The organism is Kitasatospora sp. NBC_01302 (assembly GCF_035976515.1).
In the GTDB taxonomy this organism is placed as follows: Bacteria; Actinomycetota; Actinomycetes; order Streptomycetales; family Streptomycetaceae; genus Kitasatospora.
In genome coordinates, this window is the sequence record NZ_CP108404.1 from 5,808,182 (window position 1) to 5,833,992 (window position 25,811).

The 25,811-nt window shown below is 72.1% G+C and carries 21 protein-coding genes and 1 riboswitch; of the genes, 5 read left to right on the top strand and 16 right to left on the bottom strand.

Going from position 1 to position 25,811, the window contains the following annotated elements:
• The 7 genes from OG294_RS25510 to OG294_RS25540 form a co-directional block, all read right to left on the bottom strand.
• Complete coding sequence (locus tag OG294_RS25510) at positions 1–2,337, bottom strand: ribonucleoside-diphosphate reductase subunit alpha (RefSeq protein WP_327071665.1); 2,337 nt, start codon at positions 2,335–2,337, stop codon at positions 1–3.
• Between the two features lie 261 nt (positions 2,338–2,598).
• A riboswitch (cobalamin riboswitch) is annotated at positions 2,599–2,727 on the bottom strand.
• A 75-nt stretch (positions 2,728–2,802) separates the two neighbouring features.
• Positions 2,803–4,461 carry a glycosyltransferase family 39 protein gene (locus OG294_RS25515; RefSeq protein WP_327068872.1) on the bottom strand — a complete coding sequence of 553 codons (1,659 nt, stop codon included), beginning with the start codon at positions 4,459–4,461 and terminating at the stop codon, positions 2,803–2,805.
• Between the two features lie 110 nt (positions 4,462–4,571).
• The gene (locus OG294_RS25520) at positions 4,572–6,248 is read right to left on the bottom strand and encodes an ArnT family glycosyltransferase (RefSeq protein ID WP_327068873.1); all 1,677 of its coding nucleotides are present in this window, start codon (positions 6,246–6,248) and stop codon (positions 4,572–4,574) included.
• Between the two features lie 11 nt (positions 6,249–6,259).
• Positions 6,260–7,357: a glycoside hydrolase family 26 protein gene (locus OG294_RS25525; RefSeq protein WP_327068874.1), complete on the bottom strand. Its 1,098-nt coding sequence runs from the start codon at positions 7,355–7,357 to the stop codon at positions 6,260–6,262.
• Positions 7,354–8,958, bottom strand: coding sequence for a glycosyltransferase family 2 protein (locus tag OG294_RS25530; protein ID WP_442789216.1), 1,605 nt, complete (start codon positions 8,956–8,958; stop codon positions 7,354–7,356). The genes OG294_RS25525 and OG294_RS25530 overlap by 4 nt, the downstream gene beginning before the upstream one ends.
• 268 nt (positions 8,959–9,226) lie before the next feature.
• Positions 9,227–10,516, bottom strand: a complete 1,290-nt coding sequence (locus OG294_RS25535) for a LamG domain-containing protein (RefSeq protein ID WP_327068875.1) — start codon at positions 10,514–10,516, stop codon at positions 9,227–9,229.
• Positions 10,517–10,614: 98 nt separating this feature from the next.
• Positions 10,615–11,127: a GNAT family N-acetyltransferase gene (locus OG294_RS25540; protein WP_327068876.1), complete on the bottom strand. Its 513-nt coding sequence runs from the start codon at positions 11,125–11,127 to the stop codon at positions 10,615–10,617.
• Between the two features lie 225 nt (positions 11,128–11,352).
• Here OG294_RS25540 and OG294_RS25545 point away from each other — a divergent pair, with 225 nt between their 5' ends.
• Positions 11,353–12,297 (top strand): helix-turn-helix domain-containing protein, encoded by a 945-nt coding sequence (locus OG294_RS25545; RefSeq protein ID WP_327068877.1) that lies wholly within the window; start codon positions 11,353–11,355, stop codon positions 12,295–12,297.
• A 58-nt stretch (positions 12,298–12,355) separates the two neighbouring features.
• On the opposite strand, the gene OG294_RS25550 is transcribed toward OG294_RS25545, so the two are convergent.
• Positions 12,356–14,071 carry a ricin-type beta-trefoil lectin domain protein gene (locus tag OG294_RS25550; protein WP_327068878.1) on the bottom strand — a complete coding sequence of 572 codons (1,716 nt, stop codon included), beginning with the start codon at positions 14,069–14,071 and terminating at the stop codon, positions 12,356–12,358.
• A 221-nt stretch (positions 14,072–14,292) separates the two neighbouring features.
• Here OG294_RS25550 and OG294_RS25555 point away from each other — a divergent pair, with 221 nt between their 5' ends.
• A complete protein-coding gene (locus OG294_RS25555) occupies positions 14,293–14,790 on the top strand; it encodes a hypothetical protein (protein ID WP_327068879.1) in 498 nt (165 codons plus the stop codon).
• Positions 14,787–15,140, top strand: a complete 354-nt coding sequence (locus tag OG294_RS25560) for a winged helix-turn-helix domain-containing protein (RefSeq protein ID WP_327068880.1) — start codon at positions 14,787–14,789, stop codon at positions 15,138–15,140. Before OG294_RS25555 ends, OG294_RS25560 begins: the two co-directional genes overlap by 4 nt.
• A gap of 28 nt (positions 15,141–15,168) precedes the next feature.
• Here OG294_RS25560 and OG294_RS25565 read toward each other — a convergent pair whose 3' ends face one another.
• The 3 genes from OG294_RS25565 to OG294_RS25575 all read right to left on the bottom strand — a co-directional run bounded on the left by OG294_RS25565 (position 15,169) and on the right by OG294_RS25575 (position 18,021).
• Positions 15,169–15,933, bottom strand: coding sequence for a histidine phosphatase family protein (locus OG294_RS25565; RefSeq protein WP_327068881.1), 765 nt, complete (start codon positions 15,931–15,933; stop codon positions 15,169–15,171).
• Between the two features lie 178 nt (positions 15,934–16,111).
• Entirely contained in the window at positions 16,112–17,743 is a 1,632-nt protein-coding gene (mctP, locus tag OG294_RS25570) for a monocarboxylate uptake permease MctP (protein ID WP_327068882.1), read from the bottom strand.
• Entirely contained in the window at positions 17,740–18,021 is a 282-nt protein-coding gene (locus tag OG294_RS25575; RefSeq protein WP_327068883.1) for a DUF3311 domain-containing protein, read from the bottom strand. Before OG294_RS25575 ends, mctP begins: the two co-directional genes overlap by 4 nt.
• Positions 18,022–18,274: 253 nt before the next feature.
• On the opposite strand from OG294_RS25575, the gene OG294_RS25580 reads away from it, so the two are divergent.
• Entirely contained in the window at positions 18,275–18,847 is a 573-nt protein-coding gene (locus OG294_RS25580; RefSeq protein WP_327068884.1) for an ArsR/SmtB family transcription factor, read from the top strand.
• Positions 18,844–20,232: an MFS transporter gene (locus tag OG294_RS25585; protein WP_327068885.1), complete on the top strand. Its 1,389-nt coding sequence runs from the start codon at positions 18,844–18,846 to the stop codon at positions 20,230–20,232. The genes OG294_RS25580 and OG294_RS25585 overlap by 4 nt, the downstream gene beginning before the upstream one ends.
• A 92-nt stretch (positions 20,233–20,324) precedes the next feature.
• Here the strand turns inward: OG294_RS25585 and OG294_RS25590 are convergent, their stop codons facing one another.
• From OG294_RS25590 to OG294_RS25610, 5 genes are read right to left on the bottom strand one after another with little or no spacing between them, the layout of a single operon-like run.
• The gene (locus OG294_RS25590; RefSeq protein ID WP_327068886.1) at positions 20,325–21,527 is read right to left on the bottom strand and encodes an MFS transporter; all 1,203 of its coding nucleotides are present in this window, start codon (positions 21,525–21,527) and stop codon (positions 20,325–20,327) included.
• Between the two features lie 6 nt (positions 21,528–21,533).
• On the bottom strand, positions 21,534–22,127 hold the full coding sequence (locus tag OG294_RS25595) for a GNAT family N-acetyltransferase (RefSeq protein ID WP_327068887.1): 594 nt from the start codon (positions 22,125–22,127) through the stop codon (positions 21,534–21,536).
• Positions 22,124–23,329, bottom strand: coding sequence for a type III PLP-dependent enzyme (locus tag OG294_RS25600; RefSeq protein ID WP_327068888.1), 1,206 nt, complete (start codon positions 23,327–23,329; stop codon positions 22,124–22,126). The genes OG294_RS25595 and OG294_RS25600 overlap by 4 nt, the downstream gene beginning before the upstream one ends.
• 25 nt (positions 23,330–23,354) lie before the next feature.
• Positions 23,355–24,665 carry a DUF6271 family protein gene (locus OG294_RS25605; protein ID WP_327068889.1) on the bottom strand — a complete coding sequence of 437 codons (1,311 nt, stop codon included), beginning with the start codon at positions 24,663–24,665 and terminating at the stop codon, positions 23,355–23,357.
• A complete protein-coding gene (locus OG294_RS25610) occupies positions 24,647–25,729 on the bottom strand; it encodes a phytanoyl-CoA dioxygenase family protein (RefSeq protein WP_327068890.1) in 1,083 nt (360 codons plus the stop codon). Before OG294_RS25610 ends, OG294_RS25605 begins: the two co-directional genes overlap by 19 nt.
• Between the last annotated feature and the right edge of the window lie 82 nt (positions 25,730–25,811).

Sequence of the window (25,811 nt, forward strand, 5' to 3'; positions counted from 1 at the left end):
TCACTGGCAGGCCTCGCAGGACTCGGGGTTCTCCAGGGAGCAGGCGATGGCGGCGGCCTGCTCCTCAGCGGTCATGGTGGGGGAGGGCACCGGGACCGCGGTCTTGGCGGCGCCGCTGGCGGCCTGGGCGATCCGGGTGGCCGGGCGCGAGCGCAGGTAGTAGGTGGTCTTCAGACCCACCTTCCACGCGTAGGCGTACATCGAGCTGAGCTTGCCGATGGTCGGTGCGGCCATGAAGAGGTTCAGCGACTGGCTCTGGTCGATGTAGGGCTGCCGCGCGGCGGCCAGATCGATCAGCGCGCGCTGCGGCAGCTCCCAGGCGGTGCGGTAGCGCGAGCGCAGCTCGGCGGGCAGCCAGCCCAGCTCCTGGACCGAGCCGTTGGCGTCGCGCAGCGCGTCGCGGGTCTGCTGGTCCCAGACGCCCAACTCCTTGAGCTCGCGCACCAGGTAGGGGTTGACCTGGAGGAACTCGCCGGAGAGGGTCTCGCGCTTGAAGAGGTTGGAGACCTGCGGCTCGATGCACTCGTACACGCCCGCGATCGAGGCGATGGTGGCGGTCGGGGCGATCGCCAGCAGCAGCGAGTTGCGCAGGCCGGTGGCGGCGATCTTCGCGCGCAGCGCGTCCCAGCGGTCCTGCCAGTGCGGCGCCGTGGCGAAGTGGTCGATGTGCAGCTCGCCGCGGGCGGCGCGGGTCTCGGCGTAGGCCGGGTGCTGCCCGAAGCTCTCGGCCAGCTCGCTGGAGCGCTCGTAGGCGGTGAGCATGATGCGCTCGGCGATCAGCGTGGAGAGCTGCTTGGCCTCGGCGGAGTCGAAGTCCAGGTGCAGCTTGAAGAAGACGTCCTGCAGGCCCATCACGCCCAGGCCCACCGGGCGCCAGCGCGAGTTGGAGGCGCCGGCCTCGGTGGTCGGGTAGAAGTTGATGTCCACCACGCGGTCCAGGAAGGTCACCGCGGTGCGCACGGTGGCGTCCAGGCGCGCCCAGTCCATCGCGTTCAGCAGGTCGCCGGCGGTGGCGCCGTCGGCCACGTGGGCACCGAGGTTGACCGAGCCCAGGTTGCAGACCGCGGTCTCGGAGTCGTCGGTGACCTCCAGGATCTCGGTGCACAGGTTGGAGGAGTGCACCGTGCGGCCGGGCAGCGCGGTCTGGTTGGCCGCCCGGTTGGAGGCGTCCTTGAAGGTCATCCAGCCGTTGCCGGTCTGCGCCAGGGTGCGCATCATCCGGGCGTACAGGGTCTGGGCCGGGATGGTCCGCACGGCCTTGCCCTGGGCCTCGGCCTTCAGGTACGCCTCGTCGAACTCCGCGCCCCACAGGTCGACCAGCTCGGGGACGTCGGCGGGGGAGAAGAGCGACCAGTCGGCGTTGGCGTTGACCCGGCGCATGAACTCGTCCGGGATCCAGTGCGCCAGGTTGAGGTTGTGGGTGCGGCGGGCCTCCTCACCGGTGTTGTCCCGCAGCTCCAGGAACTCCTCGATGTCCGCGTGCCAGGTCTCCAGGTACACGCAGGCCGCGCCCTTGCGACGGCCGCCCTGGTTGACGGCGGCGACCGAGGAGTCCAGGGTGCGCAGGAACGGCACGATGCCGTTGGACTTGCCGTTGGTGCCGCGGATCAGGCTGCCGCGCGAGCGGATCCGGGAGTAGGACAGGCCGATGCCGCCGGCGTGCTTGGACAGCCGGGCGATCTGGGCGTACCGGGAGTAGATCGAGTCCAGGTTGTCCAGCGGCGAGTCCAGCAGGTAGCAGCTGGACATCTGCGGGTGACGGGTGCCGGAGTTGAACAGGGTGGGCGAGGAGGGCAGGTAGGAGAGCGCGCTCATCAGGGCGTAGAGCTCGGCCACCTCGCGCACCGACTGCTCGTCGTCGCCGACCGCCAGGCCGCAGGCGACGCGGAGCAGGAAGTGCTGCGGGGTCTCGATCACCTTGCGGGTGATCGGGTGGCGCAGCAGGTAGCGGGACTGCACGGTGCGCAGGCCGAAGTACTCGAACCGGTCGTCGCCGCGGGTGTCGATCAGCGCGTCCAGGGCCTCGGCGTGCTTGGCCACGAAGGCGGCGGTGCTGTCGCCGATCAGGCCCTCGGTGTGGCCCACCGCGATCGAGGCGGCGAAGGACAGGGCGCCCTGGCCGATCGCCTCGTCGGCGATCTCCTGGGCGAGCAGGCGGGCGGCCAGCTTCGAGTACTGGGGGTCCTCGGCGATCATCGAGGCTGCGGCGTCCACGGCCAGCCCGCGCAGTTCGGCGAAGTCCGAACCGGCGTGACGGCCGCGCAGCGCGGCGGCGGCGACGTGGCCGGGGTCCACCTGGGGGAGGTCGGTGCTTCGGTCGGTGAGCAGCCGAAGCAGCGCGGCCCCGGGGTCGGTCTGGGCGTCGTTGGAGGCACCGCCAGGCCGGAGGCTGGGGGAAGAACCCTGTGAGGGCAGGGTAACTGAGTCAACGACGGTCAAGGCGCTCTCTCCTGTGGCGGCGGCGGACTGGCGGAGTCCGTGGCCCGCGCGCGCGGCAGGGCAGAACAGCACGCCGAAACTTTCCGGCGCGCGTCATCCACCCTGGCCTGCCCGCGAGGCCGGACGGTACAGCTGTGCATGAAGGCGTCTGCGGGGAAGCCCGGTGGCACACCGTCGGCAGGTAACCGGACTCGCGGGCACCCGTGGGCGCAGCCGCTCACCGTTGCGGGGCAGTCCCGGACTTCCACCGGATTCCCCTGCGTCGACAGCGAGAGTGAGCATACATGTAGTGGTAGCCGCTTCGAGCAACCCCATATGTAGTGTCGCGTGGAGTGGTGAAACCGACACCAGATGGCCGCAATGTCAGCTGGTGCCAGGCGCCATCTGCACGTTGTGGTCGCCGAGGTCGTCCGCCACCGAGGCCCGGCGGGAGGGGTGGACCCGGCTCAGCAGGACCAGCTTGACCCAGGGGAGGGCGTCGGTCCGGGTGGCCTGGAACTGGCTGCGGAGCACCTCGGCGGTCTGCGGCGGGAGCGCGGCCAGCGGGTCGGCTCCGGTGCCGGTGGACACCAGCCAGATCCGGTTGGTGTTGGCCGCGCAGGCGTCCGGGTCGTCGCACTCCTGGGCCGAGTAGAGGCCGGTGACGGCGGCCGACTTCTGCAGCAGGATATCCTTCGGGGCGGTCCTGACGTCGCGCAGCTCGTAGGCCATCGACATCCGCTCCTGCAGGATCCCGCTGTAGACGATGCCGTCGCCGGGCTGCTGGTCGTGCAGCATGATCCGGGTGAGCTGGTCGTAGTCCGGCTCGCCCGCAAGGTCCTGATGGGTCGCCCGGATCCCGGGCCAGGCCGTCCAGCCGAGTCCGGCGACCGCGGCGGCGACCAGCACCCAGCTGAGCAGCCGGCGCGGCAGTGCGGGGCGGGCCTCGCGAGTGAGCGGCCCGGCGATGCGGCAGACCGCGGCGGCGGCCAGCAGCGCCCAGGCCGGCAGGGTGAAGAGCAGGTAGCGGTTGAGGAAGAGGTGCAGCCAGCTCGCGGTGGCGAAGGTCACCAGCGGCGGCAGCAGCGCCCAGGCCGCGAGCAGGGCGGCGTGCCGACGGGCCGCCAGCAGCCCCAGCAGACCCACGGCCAGCACCGCGAGCCCGACGTGCCAGGACAGGAAGAGCGTGTCCGGGTAGTTCCTGAGGTCGGTGAGCCCGGTCCTGTTCCAGGCGATCTGGGCGCTCTGCGCCTGACCCTGCAGCACCATCGGGACCGTCAGCGAGCCGCCGGCCAGCACGGCGGCGGTGAAGGCCCAGCGGGGGACCAGGTCGGCCTTGCGGGTGCCGGTGAGCACGGCGGCCAGGTGGCCGGCCAGCACCGAGAGGGTCACCAGGTGGGTCCAGCCGAGCAGCGGGACGGTCGCCGCGTAGCCCGCCCATGCCTTCAGCGAGGGGCGCTCCAGGGCGCGGACGAGCAGGTGGGTGGAGGCGATGGCGACCAGCACCGCGAAGGCGTAGGGACGGGCCTCCTGGCCGTACCGGACGGCGCCGGGCAGGACCGCCAGCAGGAGGCCGGCCAGCAGCCCGGTGGCGGGCGTGAAGAGCCGGCGGCCGAGCAGCGCCAGCCACCCCGCCGCCATCGCCATCGCGATCGCGGACGGGACCCGCAGCGCGGTGGGCGAGTCGCCGAACAGGTCGATCCAGCCGTGCAGGAACAGGTAGTAGGGCAGCAGCACGATGTCCACGTTGTGGATCAGCTTGCTGAGGTCGCCGATCGACAGGGTGGACGCCCACCAGCTGGCGTGCTCGTCCCGCCACATCTGCCGCTTGCCGATGTCGTGCAGGCAGAGCACCAGTGCGGTGGCGGCCGGCAGTCCGAGCAGCAGCAGGGCGGCGAGCGGCCCGCCGGTGCGGTCGGCGCGCTCGGCACGCTCGGCCTGGCGCCTGGCGCGCCGCCCGCCCGCGGGGGGTGCCGCGGCGGCGTCCGGATCCCGCTCGGGGACGGCTGCCAGGTCGGCGGCCGGGGCCTCGTCCAGGCTCATGGGGGAGTCTCCGCTGGGGGATGGCTGGGGGGATGGCTGCGGGGTCGGACGGGGGGTCGGACGGGGGCGTCGGGTGCCGGGGCCGTCGGAAGCCGGTCGGCTGCGGGGGATCACTGCCGGGTCCAGATCCGGTAGGTGCTGTCGCCGTACTGGGTGTGGAACGGCAGGGTCGCGACCAGTCGGTAGGCGGAGCTGCCCTGCAGTGCCTCGGTGACGGCGGCGTCGGCGTCCGGCGTGACGTTCCCGGTCAGCACGATGACGTTGAAGTAGCCGTCCTTGACCGCGGTGCTGAACCCGTCGTTCCCGTAGTGGTGCTTGTGGTCCTTGCCCACGTAGTCGATCGCGAAGGTGGACTGCCACTGGTCCCAACTGGTGGTCCTGCGCAGGTAGTACGCCGGGATCTCGTACTCCTCGGCGAGGTAGTGCCCGTTCGGCACCGTCAGGCGCTGGACCTCCTCGGCCATCCGGGTGGAGTCCGGCGGCGTGAACTCGTGGTGGGCCTGGACCATGCCGAGGACCAGCACCAGCACGTAGAGCATGATGCCGAGCTGCGGCTGCCGGAAGTGCGGGCCGACCAGGCGGGACAGGCCGAGCCCGGCCATCGGGGCGGCGAAGAACAGGCCGAAGCCGACGTGCTTGAAGAGCGAGGTGTCGGTCTGCAGGTACGACTGGTAGGCCGGGGCGAGCAGGGCGGAGCCGCAGAGCGTCACGCCGAGCAGGATGCGCCGGACCCGCCCCGGGGTGTCGTTCGGGGACCAGGGCATCTCGCCCATCCGGGAACGGCGGACGTAGGCGATCGCACCGCCCACCGCGGTCAGGAAGACCAGCCCGCCCCACTGGCCGGACAGTTCGAAGAGCGACAGCGGCGAGGACGTGCCGTGCGCGCGGGCCGTGGTGGTCTGGCTGAGGCCGCTGATCGCACCCGAGAAGTACGCCACGACCCCCAGCACCGTGCCGGTGCCGAGCCCGAAGCAGAGCCCGCGGGCCAGCGCCTGGTGCCGCGTGAACCGCGCGCCGGAGAGCACGGCGAGCACCAGCAGGGTGGGCAGGAACAGGCCGGCCGCGTACTTGACGGCCATCGCCAGGACCGCCGGCACCACGGCCAGCAGGATGGTCGCCGGGTGCTTGCCGGTGGTCCGCACCACGGTCCAGGCGGCCACCGCGAGGAGGAAGAGCGCGGCTGCGTCGAAGGTGGCGAAGTAGCCGAGGAAGATCGTCGACTGCACCACCGAGAAGAGCGCGGCGGCGCCCAGCGCGGCCCGGTCGTTGAACATCCGCCGGGTCATGCCGAACAGCAGCCCGGTGGTGCCGAGCATCATGGCCAGGCTGACCAGCCGCACGCCGGTCAGGCCGGCGAACGAGTCGACCGCGCCGGCCAGCACCGGGTAGAGCAGCGGGTAGCCGGAGAAGAAGCCGTTGAAGTCGGACGGGATCGGCGCACCGTGCAGCAGGTGGTGCAGCTCCAGGTGGCCGGCCGCGATGTAGAGCGCCTCGTCCTCGAAGGCGCGCCCGTGCATCCGCAGCGACAGGCCGCCCTGGATCGCCAGGATGCCGAGCAGCAGCAGTCGGCTGATCCGGCTGGCCCGCCGCGAGTCGACGGACCAGGCGGCGTCCTGCGGTGTCGGCAGCTGGTAGCCGCGGTCGGGCCGGGCCGCGGCCCCCTCGGGCTCGGCGGGCCCGCTGTCGACGGGCCCGGGCGGGTCGCCGGGGTCGCCGGGGTTGTCGGGCTCACCGGGATCGGTGGACCTGGCGGACCCGGTGGGTTCGATGGGTTCGGTGGTCTTCATGGTCGTGTCCATCAGGGCTGGCGCACGTCGAATCCGAAGCGCGGGTCGGCGGCGTCGTGCCGGAAGGCGTCCTGGGCCTGCGGGCTGCTGTCGACCCGCCAGTTGGTCTCGCCGGCGACGTTCTTGTGGAAGTTGAACCAGACGAACCCGAGGATGTCGCTGCGCGCCTCGACGGTGCTGAACAGGTCGTCGATGTCGTCCCCCTTGCCGGGGCCGGGGGAGGAGGCGGTCTCGGCGATCAGGAACGGCTTGGCGGTGAACACCCGGATCTCGTCCAGGGTCGGTTCGAAGAGCGTCTTGAAGGTGTGCAGGTTGCTCTGGCCGTAGTAGCCGATCACCCCGACCCAGTCGACGTAGCCGTCGCCCGGCCAGTACGGCTGCAGCGGGTTGTGCGCGATGTTGGTCTGGTTCGGGCTCCAGACCCAGATCACCGAGGTGGCGCCGACGTTCTGGAAGATGTCGTGGATGTGCCGCCAGGCCGCGACGAAGTCGGCCGGGGTCGCGTGCTTGTTGCCCCACGGCGACCAGTCGCCGTTCATCTCGTGGCCGAAGCTGAGCGCGAGCGGCCGGTTGGTCTGCCGTATCGCGGTGGCGACCTGGCGGATGTAGTCGTCGCTCTTGCCGGCCGCTATGTCGGCCAGCGAGACGGTCTTCGGCTCCCAGGACATGAACGGCAGCGCGCCGGAGTTCCAGGCGTTGGCCGAGCCGCCGCCGTCGAACGGGTCGCCCCAGGCGGAGTAGAACTCGACCAGGTTCGGCTTCTTGCCCACCAGGTTGGTGTAGTCCTGCACCGACTGCATCGAGTCCGGCGCGCCCTCCGCCGCGACCCCGAAGTACTTGTGCGCGGGGTCGAGCAACGGGCGGACGTCGTAGGGCAGATCGGGGGCCGGCTTGGCGGACGCGCTGGGGCCAGCGCCGGTGGTGGCGGCGGCGCTGGTCGGGGCCAGCGGCTGCGGCGCCATCCCGTCGGCGTTGTACTGCGCGCGGCCGCCGGCGGAGAAGGTCGAGCAGCCGGTCAGGCCGGCCAGCAGCATGCCGACGGCGAACAGGGCGAGCCCGGTCCGCCGGCGGCGGGCGGGGCGGGCGCGGTCGATGGGCCCGTGCGTCATGACAGCGCCTCCTGCGTGCGCGGCTGGATCAGCACCCGGCCGACGACGCACGCGTAGAACAGTCCACCACTGAACACCAGGGCGAAGTCCGGCGGGTAGAGGGTCAGCAGCCGCCACACGGCGCCGCCCACCCAGAGCAGGGCGGTCAGCGCGCACCAGCCGTACATGCCGATCCAGAACCGGCGCATCGGCCGGGTCTGCCGGGCGCCCGCCGATCCGGTGGGCTTCCAGCCGATCTCCCGGCCGCGCAACTGGTCCCAGATCGCGAAGACATGGGCCCACCCGTACATCTGCCGCACCGCCCAGGCCTCCAGCCGGTACGGGTTGCGGTGCCACAGCGGCAGCGCCACCGCGGTGTAGAGCACGCTCGGCAGCAGCCAGACGGTCTGCTCGGCGCGCAGCAGGTCGGGACGGAGCAGCAGCAGGAAGATCGGGATCAGCGGGGCCAGCAGCGTGAACAGCGCGGTCTGCAGGTAGTGCAGGAAGCCCGAGATGAAGCAGAGCCGGGTGTTGAAGGCCAGTTCGGTCTCCCAGAAGCGCTTGCTGGTCACCAGGCTCAACGAGCCCGCGCACCACCGGTACTGCTGGTTCTGGAAGGAGGCCACCGAGTCGGGGCACACACCGGTGGAGAGCGGCACCGGCACGTACTGCAGGGTGTAGCCGCGAGCGGCCAGGTCGAAGCCGGTGTAGATGTCCTCGGAGTGGTCGATCAGCGTGATGCCGCCGACCTCCAGCAGGGCGGAGCGGCGGTAGACCGCGCACGAGCCGACGCAGATGGCACCGCCGCTGCGCTGCCGGGACACCTGGACGGAGCGGTAGAACAGCTCCTGGACCGAGCCGGCGCCGCGCTCGATCCAGTTCTGCTGGTCCAGGATCCGGAAGAACTGCGGGGACTGGGCGATGGCCGCGCTCGGGTCGGTGGCCAGGTAGGGGAGCAACTCCTCCAGCAGGTCCGAGCGGGGGGCGAAGTCGGCGTCCAGGATCAGGACGTACTCGCCCTCGGTGAGCCCCAGCGCGTGGTTGAGGTTGCCCGCCTTCTTGAACCGGCCGCGGTCCGGGCGCACCACGTAGCGGAAGCCGAAGTCCTCGGCCATCGCGGCGATCTGCGGGTTGTCCGAGTCGTCCAGGACGTACGGCCGGGCGATCCCCGGGTACTGCCAGGAGAGCCTGCGCACATGGGTCCAGGTGTTGTGCAGCACCTCGATCGGCTCCCCGCACACCGGCAGGAAGATGTCCACGCTCGGGTACTCGCTCGGCTTCCAGCGCAGCACCCGCCGACGGTGCGCGCGCAGGTCGAAGTCGTGGGTGAAGCTGTCCAGCCGCAGCGAGATCAGGTAGTCGAGGCTGATCAGCGCCAGGAAGGGGGCGAAGATCCAGAACCACGGGCTGGAGGAGGAGAAGCGGAACTGGCTGACCGCCAGGCAGCCGAAGCAGACCACCGACAGCACGGTCAGCACCCACACGTGCCGCTTGGCGTAGGAGTACTTCTCCTGGTCGTCCGGCGGCTGCGGGAGGAGACCGCGCCAGGCGGGCGGCTGGCTCCGGCGCGCCGGGGTACCGCGACGGCGGCTCGCCGTCGCGGTGCTGTTCTTTGGGCTCACCGGGATACCTAACGAAAAGCGGGCAGATGCGGTCGTCGGCGTCCCACGGCTGTGGGGCGGCACCGGCGACGGGGAGGTGACCAGGCGGAGGCCGGAGCGGCCTCTGGGCCGTGTCTCACAATTCGCGTCGGATCAGCGCGCGGCGTTGGGCGCCCGGCTGGGCGTGCCGGCGAAGCGTCCGCGTACTGGGTCGTACTTGGATGATTCGCCGGTGCGTCCAGGCGGGATGCCCGGCGTCGCGCGCCTGACGGGAATTGTGAGACACGGCCTAGTCCATGATCCACGAGGCGGTGGCCGGCGTGGCCGCCACGGTGCCCTTGGCGGAGGAGAGTTCGGAGACCTTGTCGGCCGGCAGCGCCTGGTTCCAGACCTGCGCCCGGGCGATCGCGCCGCTCCAGAAGTCGACCGGCTGGCCCTTGTAGACCGACTTGCCGATCGAGAGCGGCTCGGCGACGTTCAGCACGCCGGTGACCGGGGTGGAGCTGGCCAGCGTGCCGTCCACGTAGAGGCTGATCTTCTGGGTGGACTGGTCGTAGACGCCGGTCAGCAGGGTCCAGCGGCCGGTGGCCGCGTCCTGCTGGGAGAGCGCCTCCTGGCTGTTGCCGTCGCCGGGAGCGGTGTTGACCTTGAAGGCCCACTTGTTCGCGCCGTTGTAGCCCTCGCGGCCCAGCTCGAAGGAGAAGCCCGCGGTGGTGCCCTGGCTGATCGCGCTGCGGCTGCCGACCGGGGCGTCGTTGCGGACCAGTGCCGAGACGGTGAAGCTGTGCGAGGTGTCGATCACCGGCCCCGCGGTCTGCGCGAAGGAACCGTCGACGCCCTGGAGTTCCAGGCCGTGGCCGCCGCGGTCCTTCTCCTCGGTGACCCAGGCGTGCGGGCCGATCGTGGCCGGGTAGGCGCCACCGCTGTCGGCCAGCGCACCGCTGGTGGTGGTGATCTGCGGGGCCGGGGCGGAGGCGGACGGTGCCGCGGCGGAGCCGGAGGGCGTCGGGCTGCCGTGCGTCGTGGACTTGCCCGCCTGGGTGCTGCCCTTCTTGCCGGAGGTCAGCGCCAGGTAGCCGCCGACGCCGCCGCCCACCAGGACGACGGCCAGGCCGATGGCCGCGAAGCGCAGCCGCCGCTTGCGCTTGCCGGCCTGCGCGGTCTGGTCGGCGAGGGCCTCCCAGTCCATGCCCGAGGAGGCCGCCGGGTTGAAGCCGCCCGGCTGCTGCTGGAACTGACCGCCCGGCTGCTGGTACGGCGCCTGCGGCTGCTGGTACGACCCCTGGCCCGGGTACTGGCCGGAGGCCGGCTGCGCGGGCGAGGGGTACGGCTGTGGTGCGGCGGGCGGGAACTGGCCGACCGGTGCGGCCGGTGCGGCGGGCGGGAAGTGCCCGGCCGCAGGGACCGGTCCGGGTACGACCGGTCCGGTAGCCGGCGGCTGCGCTCCGGGCGCTCCTGCCTGGCCGGGGAGTTGTGCGTTCGCAGGCCCCCCGGGCTGCCATGTACCACCGCTCGGCTGCGCCGGCTGCTCCCCGTTCGCCGGGGTCACCCCGTCCCGCGCGCCAGTGCCATCAGTCATGGCTCGGGATCATATGCCATGCCTATGACCGGAGCGGTGGTTCGGTCCGCCCAGTGGCACTTCCGTGACCCGGACCCGGCCCCAGCGGTCCCGCAAGGTCACAGGGACATCGCGTAGACCCACAGGTCGATCCCGGGGCGCGGGCACCAGTCGCGTTCGGGGGAGCGGGTGAAGCCCACCCGCTCGTATATCCGGTGCGCGGCGGTCATCGCCGGGCGGGTGGAGAAGGCCATGCCGGTCAGGCCCAGCTCACGGCTGCGCCGGACGCAGGCGCGCACCAGGGCCTCGCCGACGCCGCGGCCGCGGGCACTGGCCGCGGCGGCCAGCATCCGGATCTCGCCCTCCTCGGGAGTGGCGATGTCGGCCCACGGGGTGCCGCCGACCGCGAAGGTCACGCAGCCGAGCAGTCGCCCGCCGGGGCCCTGGGAGAGGTCGGCGGGGTCGACGGCGACCAGCAGCTCGGCCTCGGCGGCGCGGCGGTGGGCGTCGCGCAGCAGGTTGACGTACTCGGCGTCCGGCGCGGTGTGGCCGTCGCCGACGAAGGCCTCGACCGTCACCTCGCCGGCGGGGGCGAGGTCTTCTCGGTGGGCGCGGCGGATGATGAGGTCCATCGGAACAGTGTGTCAAGGCGCAGGTCAGAGGCGGCGGGGAGGGTGCCGCGCAGGCGGTCGGCGAGGTCGCCGGTGCTGGTCGGTACGGGCTTCCCGGCGGGGGTGCCGGCAGGGGTGGTCGGGGAGGTCATGGCTCCACTCTGGCGATTGGTTCGAGCCGGGACGAGTGGCAGGAACGACTATCTCCATCGAATTACTGCCACCTTTCCCGCTAGCCTGTCGGGCATGCTGAGGAACGTCGTCGCGCTGGTGCTCGAAGAGGTCCATCCGTTCGAACTCGGGGTGGCCTGCGAGGTGTTCGGGCTGGACCGGACCGGGGAGGGCCTACCGGGGTACGACTTCGCGCTCGCCTCGCACCGGCCGGGCGACCTGCGCACGCACGCCGGGTTCACGGTGAACGTGCCGCACGGCTTCGAGCGGCTGGCCGAGGCGGACCTGGTGATCGCCGCCGCCACCGGCATCCGGGAGAGCTATCCGGTGGAGCTGGTGACGGCGTTGCGGGCGGCGGTGGACCGCGGTGCGCGGGTGCTGTCCATCTGCACCGGCAGCTTCCTGCTGGGCGCGGCCGGGCTGCTGGACGGGCGGCGCAGCGCCGCGCACTGGCGCAACGCCGCCGAGCTGGCCAGGCGGTTCCCGCTGACCCGGGTGGAGTCGGACGTGCTCTACGTGGACGACGACCCGGTGATCACCTCGGCGGGCACGGCGGCCGGGATCGACGCCTGCCTGCACCTGGTGCGCAAGGTGCAGGGGGTGGAGGTGGCGCGCGGGATCGCCCGGCGGATGGTGGTGGCCCCGCACCGCGAGGGCGGCCAGGCGCAGTACGTCGACCGGCCGCTGGCCCATGTGCAGTGCACCTCGTTCGGCTCGGTGCTCGGCTGGATGCGCGAGGAGCTGGAGCGGGACTGGACGGTCGAGCAGCTCGCCGCCCGCGCGCACATGACGCCGCGGACCTTCGCCCGGCGGTTCCAGCAGGAGACCGGGACCACGCCGCTGCGCTGGCTGATCGGCCAGCGGGTGCTGCTCGCGCGTCAACTGCTGGAGGAGAGCGGCGAGTCGGTGGAGGCGGTGGCGGTGCGGGTCGGCTTCGGCAGTGCGGCGGCGCTGCGGCACCACTTCGGGCGGTCGCTGGGGACCACGCCGCAGGCCTACCGGCGGGCGTTCGGGGGGTGACGTGCGGCGGTGCCCGCTCCTCGGGAGTCGGGCACCGCCGCACGCGCGTGGCGTCGGGTCAGACCGGCAGGGACCAGGCCTGGTTGGCCTGGTTGCTGCCGCAGGTCCAGACGTCCAGCTTCGTCCCGTCCGCCGTGCCGCCGCCGTAGACGTCCAGGCACAGGCCGGAGTCGGCGGCCACCAGGGTGCCGTCACCGTTCGGCGTCCACCGCTGGTTGCCCGCGCCGCTCGCCCCGCAGGTGTTCAGGGTGACCGCCGCTCCGGCCGAACTGCCGGCGGCGGTCAGGCACTTGCCGAGGGTGCGGATGGTCCCGTCGGTGTTCAGGGTCCAGCGCTGGTTCGGGTTGCCGGTGCAGCCGTAGAGGATCACCGGGTTGCCGTCGGTGGTCGAACTGTTGGAGTCGTCAGCGCACTTGGCGCCGTTGCCGGTCAGCTGGCCGGTGGGCACCGGGGCCGCGCAGCCCTGCGGGGTGAGCCGCCAGATCGCGGTGCCGTGGGCCGGCACGGTGGCGGTCAGCGCCGCGGCGGTGGTCGAACTGGCCCCGGTCCACAGGTTCTTGGCGCTCACCGAGCAGCCGGGCAGGCCGATCGAGGCCAGCGTGGTGGTGATCGAGCGGGCGCTGTTGCCGCGGTTGAGCACGGCCACCGCGCGGTCGCCGTTCGCCAGCGGCCGGGCCAGCACGTCGGTGCTGGCGTTGCTGGAGACCACGGCGGCCTGGTGCCCCGCGCTGTCCTGGTCGAGCGCGATCAGGTCGGTGTTGCCCAGCGCGGCCAGCGCGGTGGGGGAGAGCTGGGCGACGTCGGAGGAGAGGATCATCGGGGCGGCCATCATCGACCAGAGCGCCACCTGGCTGCGGGACTCGTCGTCGCTCAGGCCGCCGTCCCCGGCGATCAGGAAGTCCGGGTCGTTCCAGTTGCCGGGCTTGGCGTAGCGGCCGATCCAGCGGTTGTAGCCGTAGTTCGACAGCACCGAGGACCACCGCGAGGCGGTCGGGTTCGAGGCGTCGTAGGTGGCGATGTCATAGCCCTCGCGCCAGAGCTGGCCGTCCTGGCCGACCCAGCCGAGGACCGAGAACCAGCTCGGGTTGCCCCACTCGCCGCTCTGGAAGTAGGCGGGCGCGGACTCGGAGAAGGTGATCGCCCGGCCGCTGCCGCGCAGGGCGGCCGCCTGGGCGTCGTAGGCCTGGCGGTAGGCCTGCTCCTGGCTCTGGCCGGGCGCGGTCCACACGTTGCAGCCGTCCAGCTTGAGGTAGTCCACGCCCCAGGCGGCGAACGAGGCGGCGTCCTGGGCGAAGTGGTCGGCGCCGCCGCCCTGGGGCACCCCGCTGCCGGGGTAGCCGCCGCAGGTGCTGGAGCCGGCGTCCTCGTAGATGCCGAACTTCAGGCCGCGGCTGTGCAGGTAGTCGCCCAGCCAGGCCATCCCGTGCGGGAACTTGACCGGGTCGGCGACCAGGTTGCCGGCGCTGTCGCGCTGGGCGGCCATCCAGCAGTCGTCCACCGTCACGGTGGTGTAGCCCTTGGCGGCCAGGCCGCTGCTGACCAGCGCGTCGGCGTTGCCGGTGATGGTCTGCTCGGTGATGCCGCACTGGTAGTGCGCCCAGTCGTTCCAGCCCATCGGCGGGGTGGCGGCCAGGGTCGCGGGGGCGCTCGGGGTACTCGGCGCGGGGGCAGCGGCGGTGGATGCGGCCAGGGCGGGGGCGGCGCCGGCCAGGGGGAGGGCGAAGAGCGTGGTGGCGGTCAACAGGTGTCCGAGGGTACGGCGGACCGATGGCACGGAAGCTCCTTCCGAGCGTGGGGGCGGGGGAAGTTCGAGCTGGGTCTGGTGCGCGCAACCAGTGCAGCGTTGACGCTCATTCCTGTCAATAGAACGGTCTGAACGAACAGAAACGCGCATGGAGGCTCCGATGTCCTGGTTTGACGGAAGTACTTTTGCATCACGAAAGTAGATGGCATGATGAAAGTGCGTCAGTGGAACAAGAGAGCAGGGGGATCACCATGTCCGTCACCGACCAGCCGTCGGCCGAGTCCGCCGCGGCCGCGCTCCGGGACTACCAGCGGGCGCGCGGCGCCGCGGTCGGGCCGCGGCCCACCCCGGCCTGGTATCCGGCGGCCCGCGGCATCCTCGCAGCCGTCGGCTACGGGCTCACCTTCACCACGCTGCTCACCCGGCATCCGGCGATCTGGCAGCTCGTCCTGTCGGTGGTGGCCATCCTCGCGTTCCTGGGCGTGCACGCCGCGGCGGTCCGGCCCGGCGGCGTCCTCGTGCTGCCCAAGGACGACCCGCACCGGCAGGCCAAGCTGCGCGCGCACTGGTGGAGCATGCTGGTCTGGCCGCTGGGCTGGCTCCCCGGGATCCCGGTCGGCCTGTGGACGGCGGACGCCCTGCTCGGCCTGCGGGTGGGCGCGGTCACCTCCTCGCTGGCGCTCGGCGTCCACCTGTGGTGGACCACCGCGCGCGAGCGGCGCCTGGCGCTCGAAGCGGGCCGCTCATGAGCACCCCGCCGCCCGTCGAGGGTCCGCTGTCGCCTGCCGAGGGCCCGCCGCCCGCCGTTGACGAGGTGATCCACCACCCGACCAGGCTCGCGCTGATGGGCTTCCTCTCCGGCTGCCACGAGGCGGAGTTCGCCGCCGTGCGGGACTACTGCCGGATCTCGGATGCCAGCGTGAGCCGGATCGTCTCGGCGCTGGAGCAGGCCGAGTACGTCAAGGTCCGCAAGGGCTACGTCGGCAAGCGCCCGCGCACCTGGCTCTCGCTCACCCCGGTGGGCCGCCGGGCGCTGGAGGCGCACCTGAGCGCGCTCCAGGCGATCGTGGACCACGCTCGCGCGGCGGCCACCGCCTAGGGCTGCAAGCACCGAAGATGATGGACAGTCAGCTGTGTGTGGCCCCTTCGGCCGCCAAATGCCCGACCGCGTTCCACTGCTCGGGGTGCAGCTCGCCGCCGGCCGAACGCCAGGTGCTCACCGAGCAGTTGCGCACCGGTTCGAGGGCCAGCAGCTCCGCCTCGGTGAGCCGCTCCAGCACGTAGCGCAGCATCAGCACCACGTTGTCGTGCGCCACCACCAGCACCGGGCGCCCGGTGTGCGCGGCGCACAGGTCGCGCAGGCAGTCGCGGACCCGCAGTGCGACGTCCGCCCAGCTCTCGCCGCCGGGCGGACGGTAGTACAGCTCACCCATCTTGCGCCGGCGGGCGGCCTCCTCGGGGTGCCGCTTGTCGATCGCGGCGGCCGTGAGCATCTCCAGGACGCCCAGCTCCCGGTCGCGCAGCCGCTCGTCGTAGCGGACCGGCAGGCCCACCGGGACCGCGCCGAGCCCGGCCGCCTGGGCGAGCGCGATCCGCGCCGTCTCGGTGGTGCGCACGTAGGGGGAGCACCAGACGGAGCGCGGCCGGTCGGCGCCGGGCAGCCCGGCCCACCACCGGCCCAGCGCCTGGGCCTGCGACTGTCCGTGCATGGAGAGCGGTATGTCGGCGTCGCGGCAGGTGATCGGCACGGCCAGTGCGCCGTTCGCCTCGGCCAGCTGGAACTCGACGTTGGCGGTGCTCTCGCCGTGCCGGGTGGCGATCAGGACGGACGGCAGCGCGACGGGGGGCTCCTGGCGCGGATGTCCGTTGAGGATGGTGCTCAGCTCTGGCATGGCGACTGCTCCCCGTGGGTGTCAAGGGCGTGGGGGCGGGGCGACCGTACTGGACCGACGGCAGCGGGGCGCCTTCGGCAGGGCGACTGCACGCAGTGTCCCCCTCATATGATCGCGCCGCCACCCCCTCAGTGTTGAGCGGGGTGACGGCGCGATCACAGGGCGCACGATGAGGCGCTTAATGCGCTGCCACCGGCAGGGGCGCACCGGCAAGCTCGGGGTCGCCCTCCTCCGCGCTGTAGTCCGCCGGGGAGGTCTCGTCCACGCCGTCAGGGGTCCCGGCCGCCCGGAAGACCAGCGTGAGCACCACCGCGATCAGCAGGTTGAGCACGAAGGCGGTCAGGCCGATGTAGCCGATCTCGCCGATGCCGGGGATCGTGGCGTTGCTGCCGCCGAAGTGCTTGGTGGCGGGCGAGGCGATCCCGTAGGCCTTCCAGGTGCCGTAGACCATGCCGACCAGCCAGCCGGCCAGCAGCGCCCAGCGGTGGAACCACCGGGTGAACAGCCCGCTGACCACCGAGACGAAGGTCTGCAGGATCCAGATGCCGCCGAGGAGTTGCAGGTTGATCGCCAGCTGCTTGTCCATGCCGAGCACGAAGACCAGCGCACCGACCTTGACCAGCAGCGAGACCAGCTTGGCCACCTTGGTCTCCTGCTCGGGGGTGGCCTCGGGGCGCAGGAACTCCTTGTAGATGTTGCGGGTGAACAGGTTGGCCGCCGCGATCGACATGATGGCGGCCGGCACCAGTGCGCCGATCCCGATCGCCGCGAAGGCCACGCCCGTGAACCAGTCCGGGAACAGGCCGGCGAACAGCTGCGGCACCGCCAGCTGCGGGTTGTAGCCCTTGACGCCCTTGCCCACCCCGGCCGCGATGGCCAGGAAGCCGAGCAGCGCCAGCAGCCCGAGCATCAGCGAGTAGGCGGGCAGGATGGCCATGTTGCGGCGCACGGTGTTGCGCGACTTGGCGGCCAGCACGCCGGTGACGGTGTGCGGGTACATGAAGAGCGCGAGCGCCGAGCCGAGCGCCAGGGTCGCGTACGCCCACTGCGCCTTCGGGCCGCTGACCATCGCGCCCGTCGGCTGGTGGGTGGCCGGGTTGACGGTGCTCATCTTCTTGGCGGCCACGTCGAAGATGTGGCCGTAGCCGCCCAGGCGCATCGGCAGGTAGATCACCGCGACGATGATCACGATGTAGACCAGGGTGTCCTTGACGAAGGCGATCAGTGCGGGCGCGCGCAGCCCGGAGGAGTAGGTGTAGGCGGCCAGCACCGCGAAGGCGATGAAGAGCGGCAGGTCCTTGACGAACCAGTTGGCGTTCGCCCCGCCGCCCACCCCGAGGGTGTCGAGCACCGCCTGGATGCCGACCAGTTGCAGCGCGATGTACGGCATGGTGGCCAGGATCCCGGTCAGCGCCACGGCCAGCGACAGCGCCCGCGAGCCGTACCGGCCGCGCACGAAGTCGGCGGGGGTGACGTAGCCGTGCACCCGGGCCACCGACCACAGCCGCGGCAGGAAGAGGAACACCAGCGGGTAGGCGATGATCGTGTACGGCACCGCGAAGAAGCCCGCCGCCCCCGCGCCGTAGACCGCCGCGGGCACCGCGATGAAGGTGTACGCGGTGTAGAGGTCGCCGCCGAGCAGGAACCAGGTGATCCAGGTCCCGAAGCTGCGGCCGCCCAGGCCCCACTCGTCCAGGTGCTGCGCGCTGCCCGCCTGCCGCCAGCGGGAGGCCAGGAAGCCCATCACCGTGACCAGCAGGAAGAAGAGCACGAACACCAGCAGGGCAACGGTGTTGACGCCGTGGTTCATCGCGACGCACCTCCTCGCAGGTCCTTGCGCCGGCGCGCGTCGTGGTTCAGCAGCAGGTAGGCGGCGGTGGTGAAGAGGGCCGAGACCGGGATCCAGAGGATCTGGTACCAGTAGAAGAACGGCACTCCGCCGAGCCTGGGCGTCAGCGACGCGTAGGAGGAGACCCACAGCAGCGCGACGACCGGGACGGCCAGGCTCACCCCCGCCAGGACGCGGGCGGGGGTGACGACCGGCAGCTGCCCCGGGGGCGCCGGCGGAGCGTCGGTTTCGTTGGACATGGGGCGACTCCGGCAGTGGCAGGGATCCCCAGCAGCGCCGCAGCGCGCCGACCCGTGGCCGCCCCGCCCGCCGAGCAGCGCCCATGGTGATCGGCTTGGACCGGAATGTAGGGCACCAACCACCCTGCTGTCACCAGGAAAGACCGGCAATCTCGGTGAATGGACCGGCGATCGGGCGATGCGTCAGGTCCGGGGGGCGATGAATGGTCAAGAACCGTTGACTTATGGTCAAGAAGCGTTGACCATAGTGCCCATGAGCGACGACCCCAGCGCCGACCGGCCCGCCGCAGCGCCCACCGCGTCCGGGAACGCCTTCCCCGCCGTGCCCGAGGGCACGGTGAAGCTGACCACCGACGAACAGCTGCGCGCGATCAACAACGTGACGCGCCATCGGATCCTCGGGCTGCTGCGGGACGGACCGGCCACGATCACCCAGGTGGCCCAGCAGCTGGAGCTGGCCAAGGGCAGTTCCAGCTACCACCTGCGGCTGCTGGAGCGGGCGGGCCTGGTCGAGGTGGTCAGCACCAACAAGGTGCGCGGTGTCACCGAGCGGTACTACGGCCGCACCTCGCGCGGCATCGAGCTGCCCGACCCCGCACCCGGCGAACCGGACATCCTGATGCGCCACATGGTCGCCGACCTGGAGGCCGCGCCGCCCGGGCCGCGCGCGGTCTCGCTCACCCACCTGCGGCTCAGCGAGGCGGCCTACGAGGAGTTCACCGCCCGCCTCACCGCGCTCGTCCGGGAGATGCGCGCCGCCGGCGACCCCGCCGAGCCGGACGCCACTCTTGCCATTGCCTTCTTCAGACCGGGGGAACCGACATGAGCGTCACCGAACCGATAGCCGAGCCGACCGCCTCGACGACCGCCGGGCCCGCCCAGTCGACCGCCGGGCCCGTCGCCTCGTCCACCGCCGAGCCCGTCGCCTCGCCCGGGAGCCCGGCCGCCGCGCCGAAGCTGCCGCCCGCCTTCCACCGCCTGTGGGCCGCCTCGGCGTCCTCCTCGCTCGGCGACGGCGTCTACTACGCCGCGCTGCCGCTGCTCGCCGCCACCATGACCCACGACCCGGTGCTGCTGGGCCTGGTGACCTCGGCCGCGCTGCTGCCCTGGTTCTTCTTCGGCCTGCTCGGCGGCGCGCTGGTGGACCGCTGGGACCGCCGGCGCACCATGTGGCTGACCGACCTGGCCCGGGCCGTGCTGCTCGCCGTCCCGGTCGCCGCCGCCGTCCTGCACCGGCTGAGCATCCCGCTGCTGATCGCGGTGGCCTTCCTGCTCGGCATCGGCCAGATCCTCTTCGACACCGCCGGCTCGGCCTACCTGCCGCAGCTGCTGCGCCGGGACATGACGCTGCTCCAGCAGGCCAACGCCCGCCAGCAGGGCACCACCACGGTCTTCGCCGACTTCGCCGGCCCGCCGGCCGGCAGCCTGCTCTTCACCCTCGGCCGCGCCTTCCCGTTCGGCCTGGACGCGCTCTCCTTCCTGGCCAGCTCGCTGCTGATCCGCAGCCTGCCGGGCGGCGACAGCACGGCCCGGCCGGCGCCGGTGCGCGAGAAGACCGCGGACGGCCCCTCGCTCTGGCGCGAGGCCAGGGCCGGCGTCGGCTGCCTGGTGCGCCACAAGGTGCTGCTCGGCCTGGCGCTGCGGCCGGCGATCGGCAACCTCGCCTTCGTCGGGGCGGACGCGGTGCTGGTGCTCTTCGCCCACCAGCTGCTGCACCTGGGCGACTTCGGCTTCGGCCTGCTGCTCGCCAGCCAGGCGGTCGGCGGCCTGCTCGGTGCCGCGCTGGCCGGGCGGCTGGGCTCGCTGCTGGGCACCGGCGGCGCGCTGACCGCGACCGCGCTGCTCGAAGGGGCGGCGCTGCTCGGCTTCGGACTGTCCGGCAACCCGTTCCTGGGCGGCGCGGCGCTGGCCCTGCTGGGCGCCGCGATGGCGGCCACCATGGTGCTCGGGCCGTCCGTCGGGCAGGCCCTGATCCCGGCGGAGCTGGCCGGCCGGGTCGGCGCGGCCCGGCGGCTGCTCTCGGTCGGCGCGGCCCCGCTGGGCGCCCTGCTCGGCGGCTGGCTGGCCCGCTCCGAGGGGCTGCGCGCGCCGTTCCTGGCCGGCGCGGTGATGCTGGCGGCCACCGCGGTGTTCAGCCTGACGCTCACCAGCAACCGCTCGATCGAGCAGGCCCTGGCGGCGGTCGCCGCGGGGGAGCCGGCGGCGGCCTGAACGCGGGGAACGGCGAAGGCCGGTACGGGCTGTCACAGGGGAGCAGCCCGCACCGGCCTCGGTCCGTTCGTCGGCCGCCGGGTGCCGTCGCGTCAGGCTGCGGCGGGCGCCTCGGCCGGTGCCTCGGCGGCGGCCTCGGCGCGGGGCGGCCAGGGGATCTGCGTGCTGCACAGGGAGACCAGCAGCGCGGCGCAGGCGACCGCGCCCATGCCCCAGACCAGGCCGCTCGCACTCGCGATGAAGCCGATCGTGGCCGGCCCGGCCAGCAGGCCGACCGTGCCCATGGTGGCGACCAGGGTGAGCGAGTCCGAGCCCTGCCGGGCCGCGGCCACGTAGACGCACGGTGTGACGGCGGCGATGCCCAGGCCCACGCAGGCGAAGCCGATCAGCGCCGGCAGCACGCCGCCGACCAGCAGGGCCAGCGCCAGGCCGACGCCGGCAATTGCGCTGCCGACCCGCACGATCCGCGCGTCGCCCACCCGCTCGCGCCAGCCGTCGGCGAAGATCCGGGCCAGCACCATCATCACCGAGACGACCGCGATGCCCAGTGGCGCCGACGAGGCCGCCGCCTTGGCGACGTCCTTCAGGTAGAGCGCCGACCAGTCGTTCATGGCGCCCTCGGTCACCGTGCCGAACGCCATCGCCAGGCCCATCCACAGCGTCAGGCGCGCGGGCAGGGCGAACCGGCGGCGGCTCTTCTTCTCCGTCTTCTCCGCGGCCGACTGCTGGTCCTCCGTCAGCAGGTCGGCGCGGGCGTAGCCGACCAGCAGGAGCAGCAGGACGGCGGCCACCGCGAAGTGCGCCACCAGGGCGGTGGTGAAGGCGTTCACTGCGGAGGCGAGCAGCGCCGCGCAGAGCGAACCGGCGCTGAAGGTGGCGTGCAGCTTGGTCATCGTGGTCCGCTCGTACCGGACTTCGAGCGCCGCCCCCTGCGCGTTCATCGCGACGTTCAGCGCCCCGACGGCGACGCCGTCGCAGAGCATGACCAGCAGGGCGACGGGATAGTTCGGCAGCCCGGCCATCGCCAGCAGGATCACCCCGAGGCAGAGCGCCGACAGGACGGACAGCCGCCGCGAGCCCAGGCGCCTCATCAGCAGCGCGACCAGCGGGAACGAGGCGGCGGCGCCCACGCCGGTGGCCATCAGCAGCAGACCCACCTCGGCCGCGCTCAGGCCCAGGTGCGCCTTGATGGTGGGGATCCGCGAGGCCCAAGTGCCGTACTGGAACCCGAGGAAGCAGAACAGTGCGGCGATCGCCAGTTGGGAGCGGCGGAACGGATCGCGGGCGCGGAACATCTGAAATCAGCCTACTTCGTCTTCTGAGGGTGACCCGGGGGACAGGTCGCTGACGGGCTTCGACTCCTCGCTCCGGTGCCCGGGCACCGTGCCGGACGGGTGCTCGGGCACCGTGCTGGACATGTAGTGCGCGTCCGGGCCGTACCCCGTTGGGAGCGCGATCCCGGGGTGGGCGGCGAAGCCGTGCGCGGCCCAGAAGGTGTGCGCCCCGCCGACGGCGACCAGCGAGATCCGCTCGTAGCCCTTGGCCGCGGCCGTCGCGGTGAGGTGGGCCAGCAGCCGGGTGCCCAGCCGCCGGCCACGCGCACCCGGGGCGATGACGAGGTCGTGCAGGTGCAGGTTGCGCGACCGGTGGGCGCGGTGCTCCGCCCGGCTCAGGTCCGGGTAGCGGTCCACCGGGTAGGGCAGCGCCAACACGTAGCCCAGCAAACGCCGTTCGCGCTCCAGCACGAAGCTGGTGCCGGGCGCGACCCGGCCCCGGGACTCCAACGCGGCTCGCTCCTCCGAGAGTTCGCCGTCGGTGTAGGTGGCGGCCTCCAGTGCGACGATCGCGTCCCAGTCGCCGTCGTGGATCGGCCGGATGCGGATGTCCTGGTTCATCGGTCGGGACCTTCGCCTGGGAGGAGGGTGTAGGGCACCGGGCTGAACCCGTTGAAGCCCTGGGTCATGTAGCTGGTGGCGTAGGCGCCGCAGGAGAAGATCCAGACCGGCTCCCCGGACTCGACGGCCCTCGGCACCCGCACCAGGTCGTCCTCGTGCGGGTAGGCGTCGTCGCTGTCGCAGGTGGGGCCGGCGACCACGGCGGGCACGTGGTCCGCGTCCGTCGCCTGCGGGTGCGAGGGAAACTCCAGCTGGTACTGCAACTGGTCCATCTCGTAGAGCCCGTTGAACTTCCCGCAGCTCAGGTAGAGCCAGTACTGCCGCTCCCCGTCGAGTTGCTGCCGCGCGGAGAGCCGGTAGACGTGCGCCCGGATCGCGCCGTGGTCGGCGACCAGGTAGCGCCCGGGTTCCATCAGGAAGTGCAGCGGGGCGCCGCCGCAGGAGCCGGCCACCGCCCGCAGTCGCTGCATGCCCTCGCGGATCGCGGTGAAGATCTTCTCCAGCGGCGGGTCCAGCCGGGTGCCGCGCCGGTCGCGGTAGCCGAGCGCGGGCAGGCCGCCGCCGAGGTTGACGTGCGCGAGGCGGATCCCGTGCCGACCCAGTTCCTCGATCACGTCCGCGAGTTGCTCGAAGGTGTCGCGCCAGGCCTCGGCCGTCATCTGCTGCGAGCCGACGTGCACGGACACCCCGGCCGGCGTCAGACCCGCCGCCTGCGCCGCCGCCAGCACCAGCACCGCGTCCTCGGCCGAGCAGCCGAACTTCCGGCTCAGGCCCCAGAGCGCCCCTTCTCCACTGGTGGCCAGTCGGCAGAACACCCGGGCGCCCGGCGCGTTGGCGGCGATCGCCGCCACGTCCGGCAGGCTGTCGGTGGCGAAGTCCCGGACGCCGAGCCGGTAGGCGTCGGCGATGTTCCGGTCGGACTTGATGGTGTTGCCGTAGTGGATCCGTTCGACCGGCACGCCGGTGCCGAGCGCCTGCTCGATCTCGCTCGGGCTCGCCGCGTCGAAGCCGGCGCCCTGCCGGGCCAGTGCGGTGAGCACCTCGTCCACCGGGCAGGCCTTCATGGCGAAGCGGATCGCCACCTCGGGCAACTCCCGCTGCAGCGTTGCGTACTGGTCCTGGATTCCGGCGAGGTCGTAGACGAGTTGGTCCTCGGTGGCGGCTGCCAGGGCAGCGCGCAGCCGGGTATTGGTGTGCGTCATGGTGATGGTCCGGGTCCGACTCGGGCTACCGGGGCAGCGGATGGACGCTCGTGGCCCTGCTCGCCCGGATCAGCGGCTCCCAGGCCTCGATCAGCAGAGCGAAGTTCTCGATGTCCAGCCGCGCCTCGTCGAGCAGCTGGTCGTGGCGGGGTGCCAGAAGGTCGGCGAACTGCGCGTACCGGCCGCCGAGCCGGCGGTAGCAGCGGTCGATGACGGCCAGCCGCCGCAGGTTCTCCGCGGTGTCCAGGCCGGCGCTCTCCCGCACGATCGCGGCGACCGCACGCGGGCGCACCTGCTGGCGGTCGTCCAGCAGGCTCTCGCCGGCCGCGGCCAGCTGCTCGTAGACGGCGTTGAAGTAGAGCATCGACAGGAAGAACTTGGTGAACCGCAGCTGGTAGGCCAGGAATCCGGCGTCGGTGCGCCGCTCGCCGGTGTAGAAGTTCACGATGTGCCGGTTGTGCAGCACGCCCGGCAGCTTCGCGTCCTGCACCAGGTGCATGAGGAAGTAGTCGCTGCCGATGGTGTCCCGCGCGGGCGGCAGCGGCACCAGCTCCTGCACCTGCGCGAAGCTGATGTTGCACATGTCCAGCCGCATCGGGTCGACGATGTCCAGCGTGGCGAGGTCCTCGGTGAACGGGTCGGTGCCGGCGCCGCGGAACGACTCCGCCACCAACTCCCGCTTCTGCTCGGCCGACCAGTGCTCCGGTGCCCACAGGCTGACCACGTCGTGGTAGACCTCCGGGTCCAGCTGCTGGATCTCGCTGATGTCCACCGAGAGTTCACCGATGAAGGAACTGCCCACCAGGACCACGGGCTTGTGCTCGTGCGCCGGGTCCAGCGTGCTCTCGGTGACGCCATCGGCCGCCTCGCCGGCCCGCCTGCCCAGCGAGCGCAGCTCGTGCAGGATCGGGAAGACCGGTTCGCCGTCGCTGAGTTGGTAGTCGCTGTCGGAATCCCTGCGGTGCACCGACGCACAGCCGAGCGCGGCGGCGATCAGGAAGGCGCGGTTGGTGCAGGCCCCGTAGGAGACGCCCTCGGGCAGCATCAGGTCGAGCAGCAGCTCGGGCTCCGCGAGGCCGGAGCGCTCGATCGTCCGCTGCAGGAAGTCCCGCTGGGCCGCCTCGTCCAGGTGGTGCACCACGACGCCCGGGACCGGGTCGGCCCCGTCGACCGCCTTGGCGTGCACGGCGAAGGTCGGCTCGTCCGAGGAGTCCAGGATCAGCAGGTGCACCTCGACCTCGAAGTGCGTTGCCGCGTACCGGGCTTCCTCGCGGATCGCCGAGATCGTGGCCTCGCAGGCCCGGTTGGTGGGCAGGGTCAGGCAGATGCGTCGCATGACCGTCCCCCGCTCGACGCCTCGATGTCCGCGGGCTTGGCGTCCGTGGCGTTCCAGGACCGCAGACCCAGCAGCTTCTCGCCCAGCCCGGTCAGCTCGGCGGCGCCGTAGCGCAGCGACTCGTGCCGCTTGGCGTCGCCGACCAGCGTCCGGTTCCAGGTGGGCGTGGAGAGCGTGCGCCACGACTCGATCCGCGAGCGCCGCATCTCCTCGGCCTCCTCCAGCGCGGGCATCATGGACAGGTACTGCACCGAGCGGACGCCGTCCTCGGAGGTGTTGCGAGCCACCCCGTGCGCCAGCATGCCGTTCCAGATCAGCAGGTCGCCGGCCTTCAACTCGGGCCGGACCACCGGGAACTCCTCGCGGTCGACGGCGGGGCGGATCGGGTCCCGGTCGGCGGGCTGGTCCATCCGCCACTGCTCGAAGCGGCGGAACAGCTCGGGGTTGCACTGGAACCCGCCGAGCTCCGGGCGGGTGTCGTTCAGCGCGATGATCCCCTGCACCCGCTGTGGCAGCACGCTCAGCGTGGAGTCCACGTCCCAGTGCAGCTCGATGTCGAAGCCCTTGTCGGTGGGTGCGATCAGGGCGCGGTCGCGGGTCCTGACGTTGGGCGGGTTGAGGTTGAGCCGGTCCAGCGTCACCCACAGCTCCTCGCAGTCCCACACGTCCACGAACGCGTCGTAGACCCGCTGGGCCTGGCGGCTGTCCCAGATCAGCTGGTGCTGGTACGCCTCGACGAAGCCGTAGACGTGCAACTCCTGCTCCAGCTCGGAGCGGAAGCTCTGCTCCTCGTACCAGGTCTCCGGCCGGTCCGGGTCGAGCCCCTGGAAGTCCCAGGCGAAGTCCAGCAGTTGCTGGGCCGCCTCGGCCGGGATCGCCTCCCTGACCACCACGTAGCCGTACGTCTGCCAGAACGCGAAGTCCGCCTCGGAGAGCACCCGCAGCGGGCGCACCTTCTTGAGGTCCCGCAGCGGGGTGGGCGTGAGGTAGGCCTCGCCGTCCGCGCTGAAGTACGGGAGGGAGGAAGCGGCTCGATGCAGATATCGGTCGTCAGACGTCGGCATGCCATCACTCCAGGCTCGAATTGACTGTGGCCGAGAAGCTCGACCGCTCCGCAACGGCTCGGCTTCGGGCACGGTCGACGCG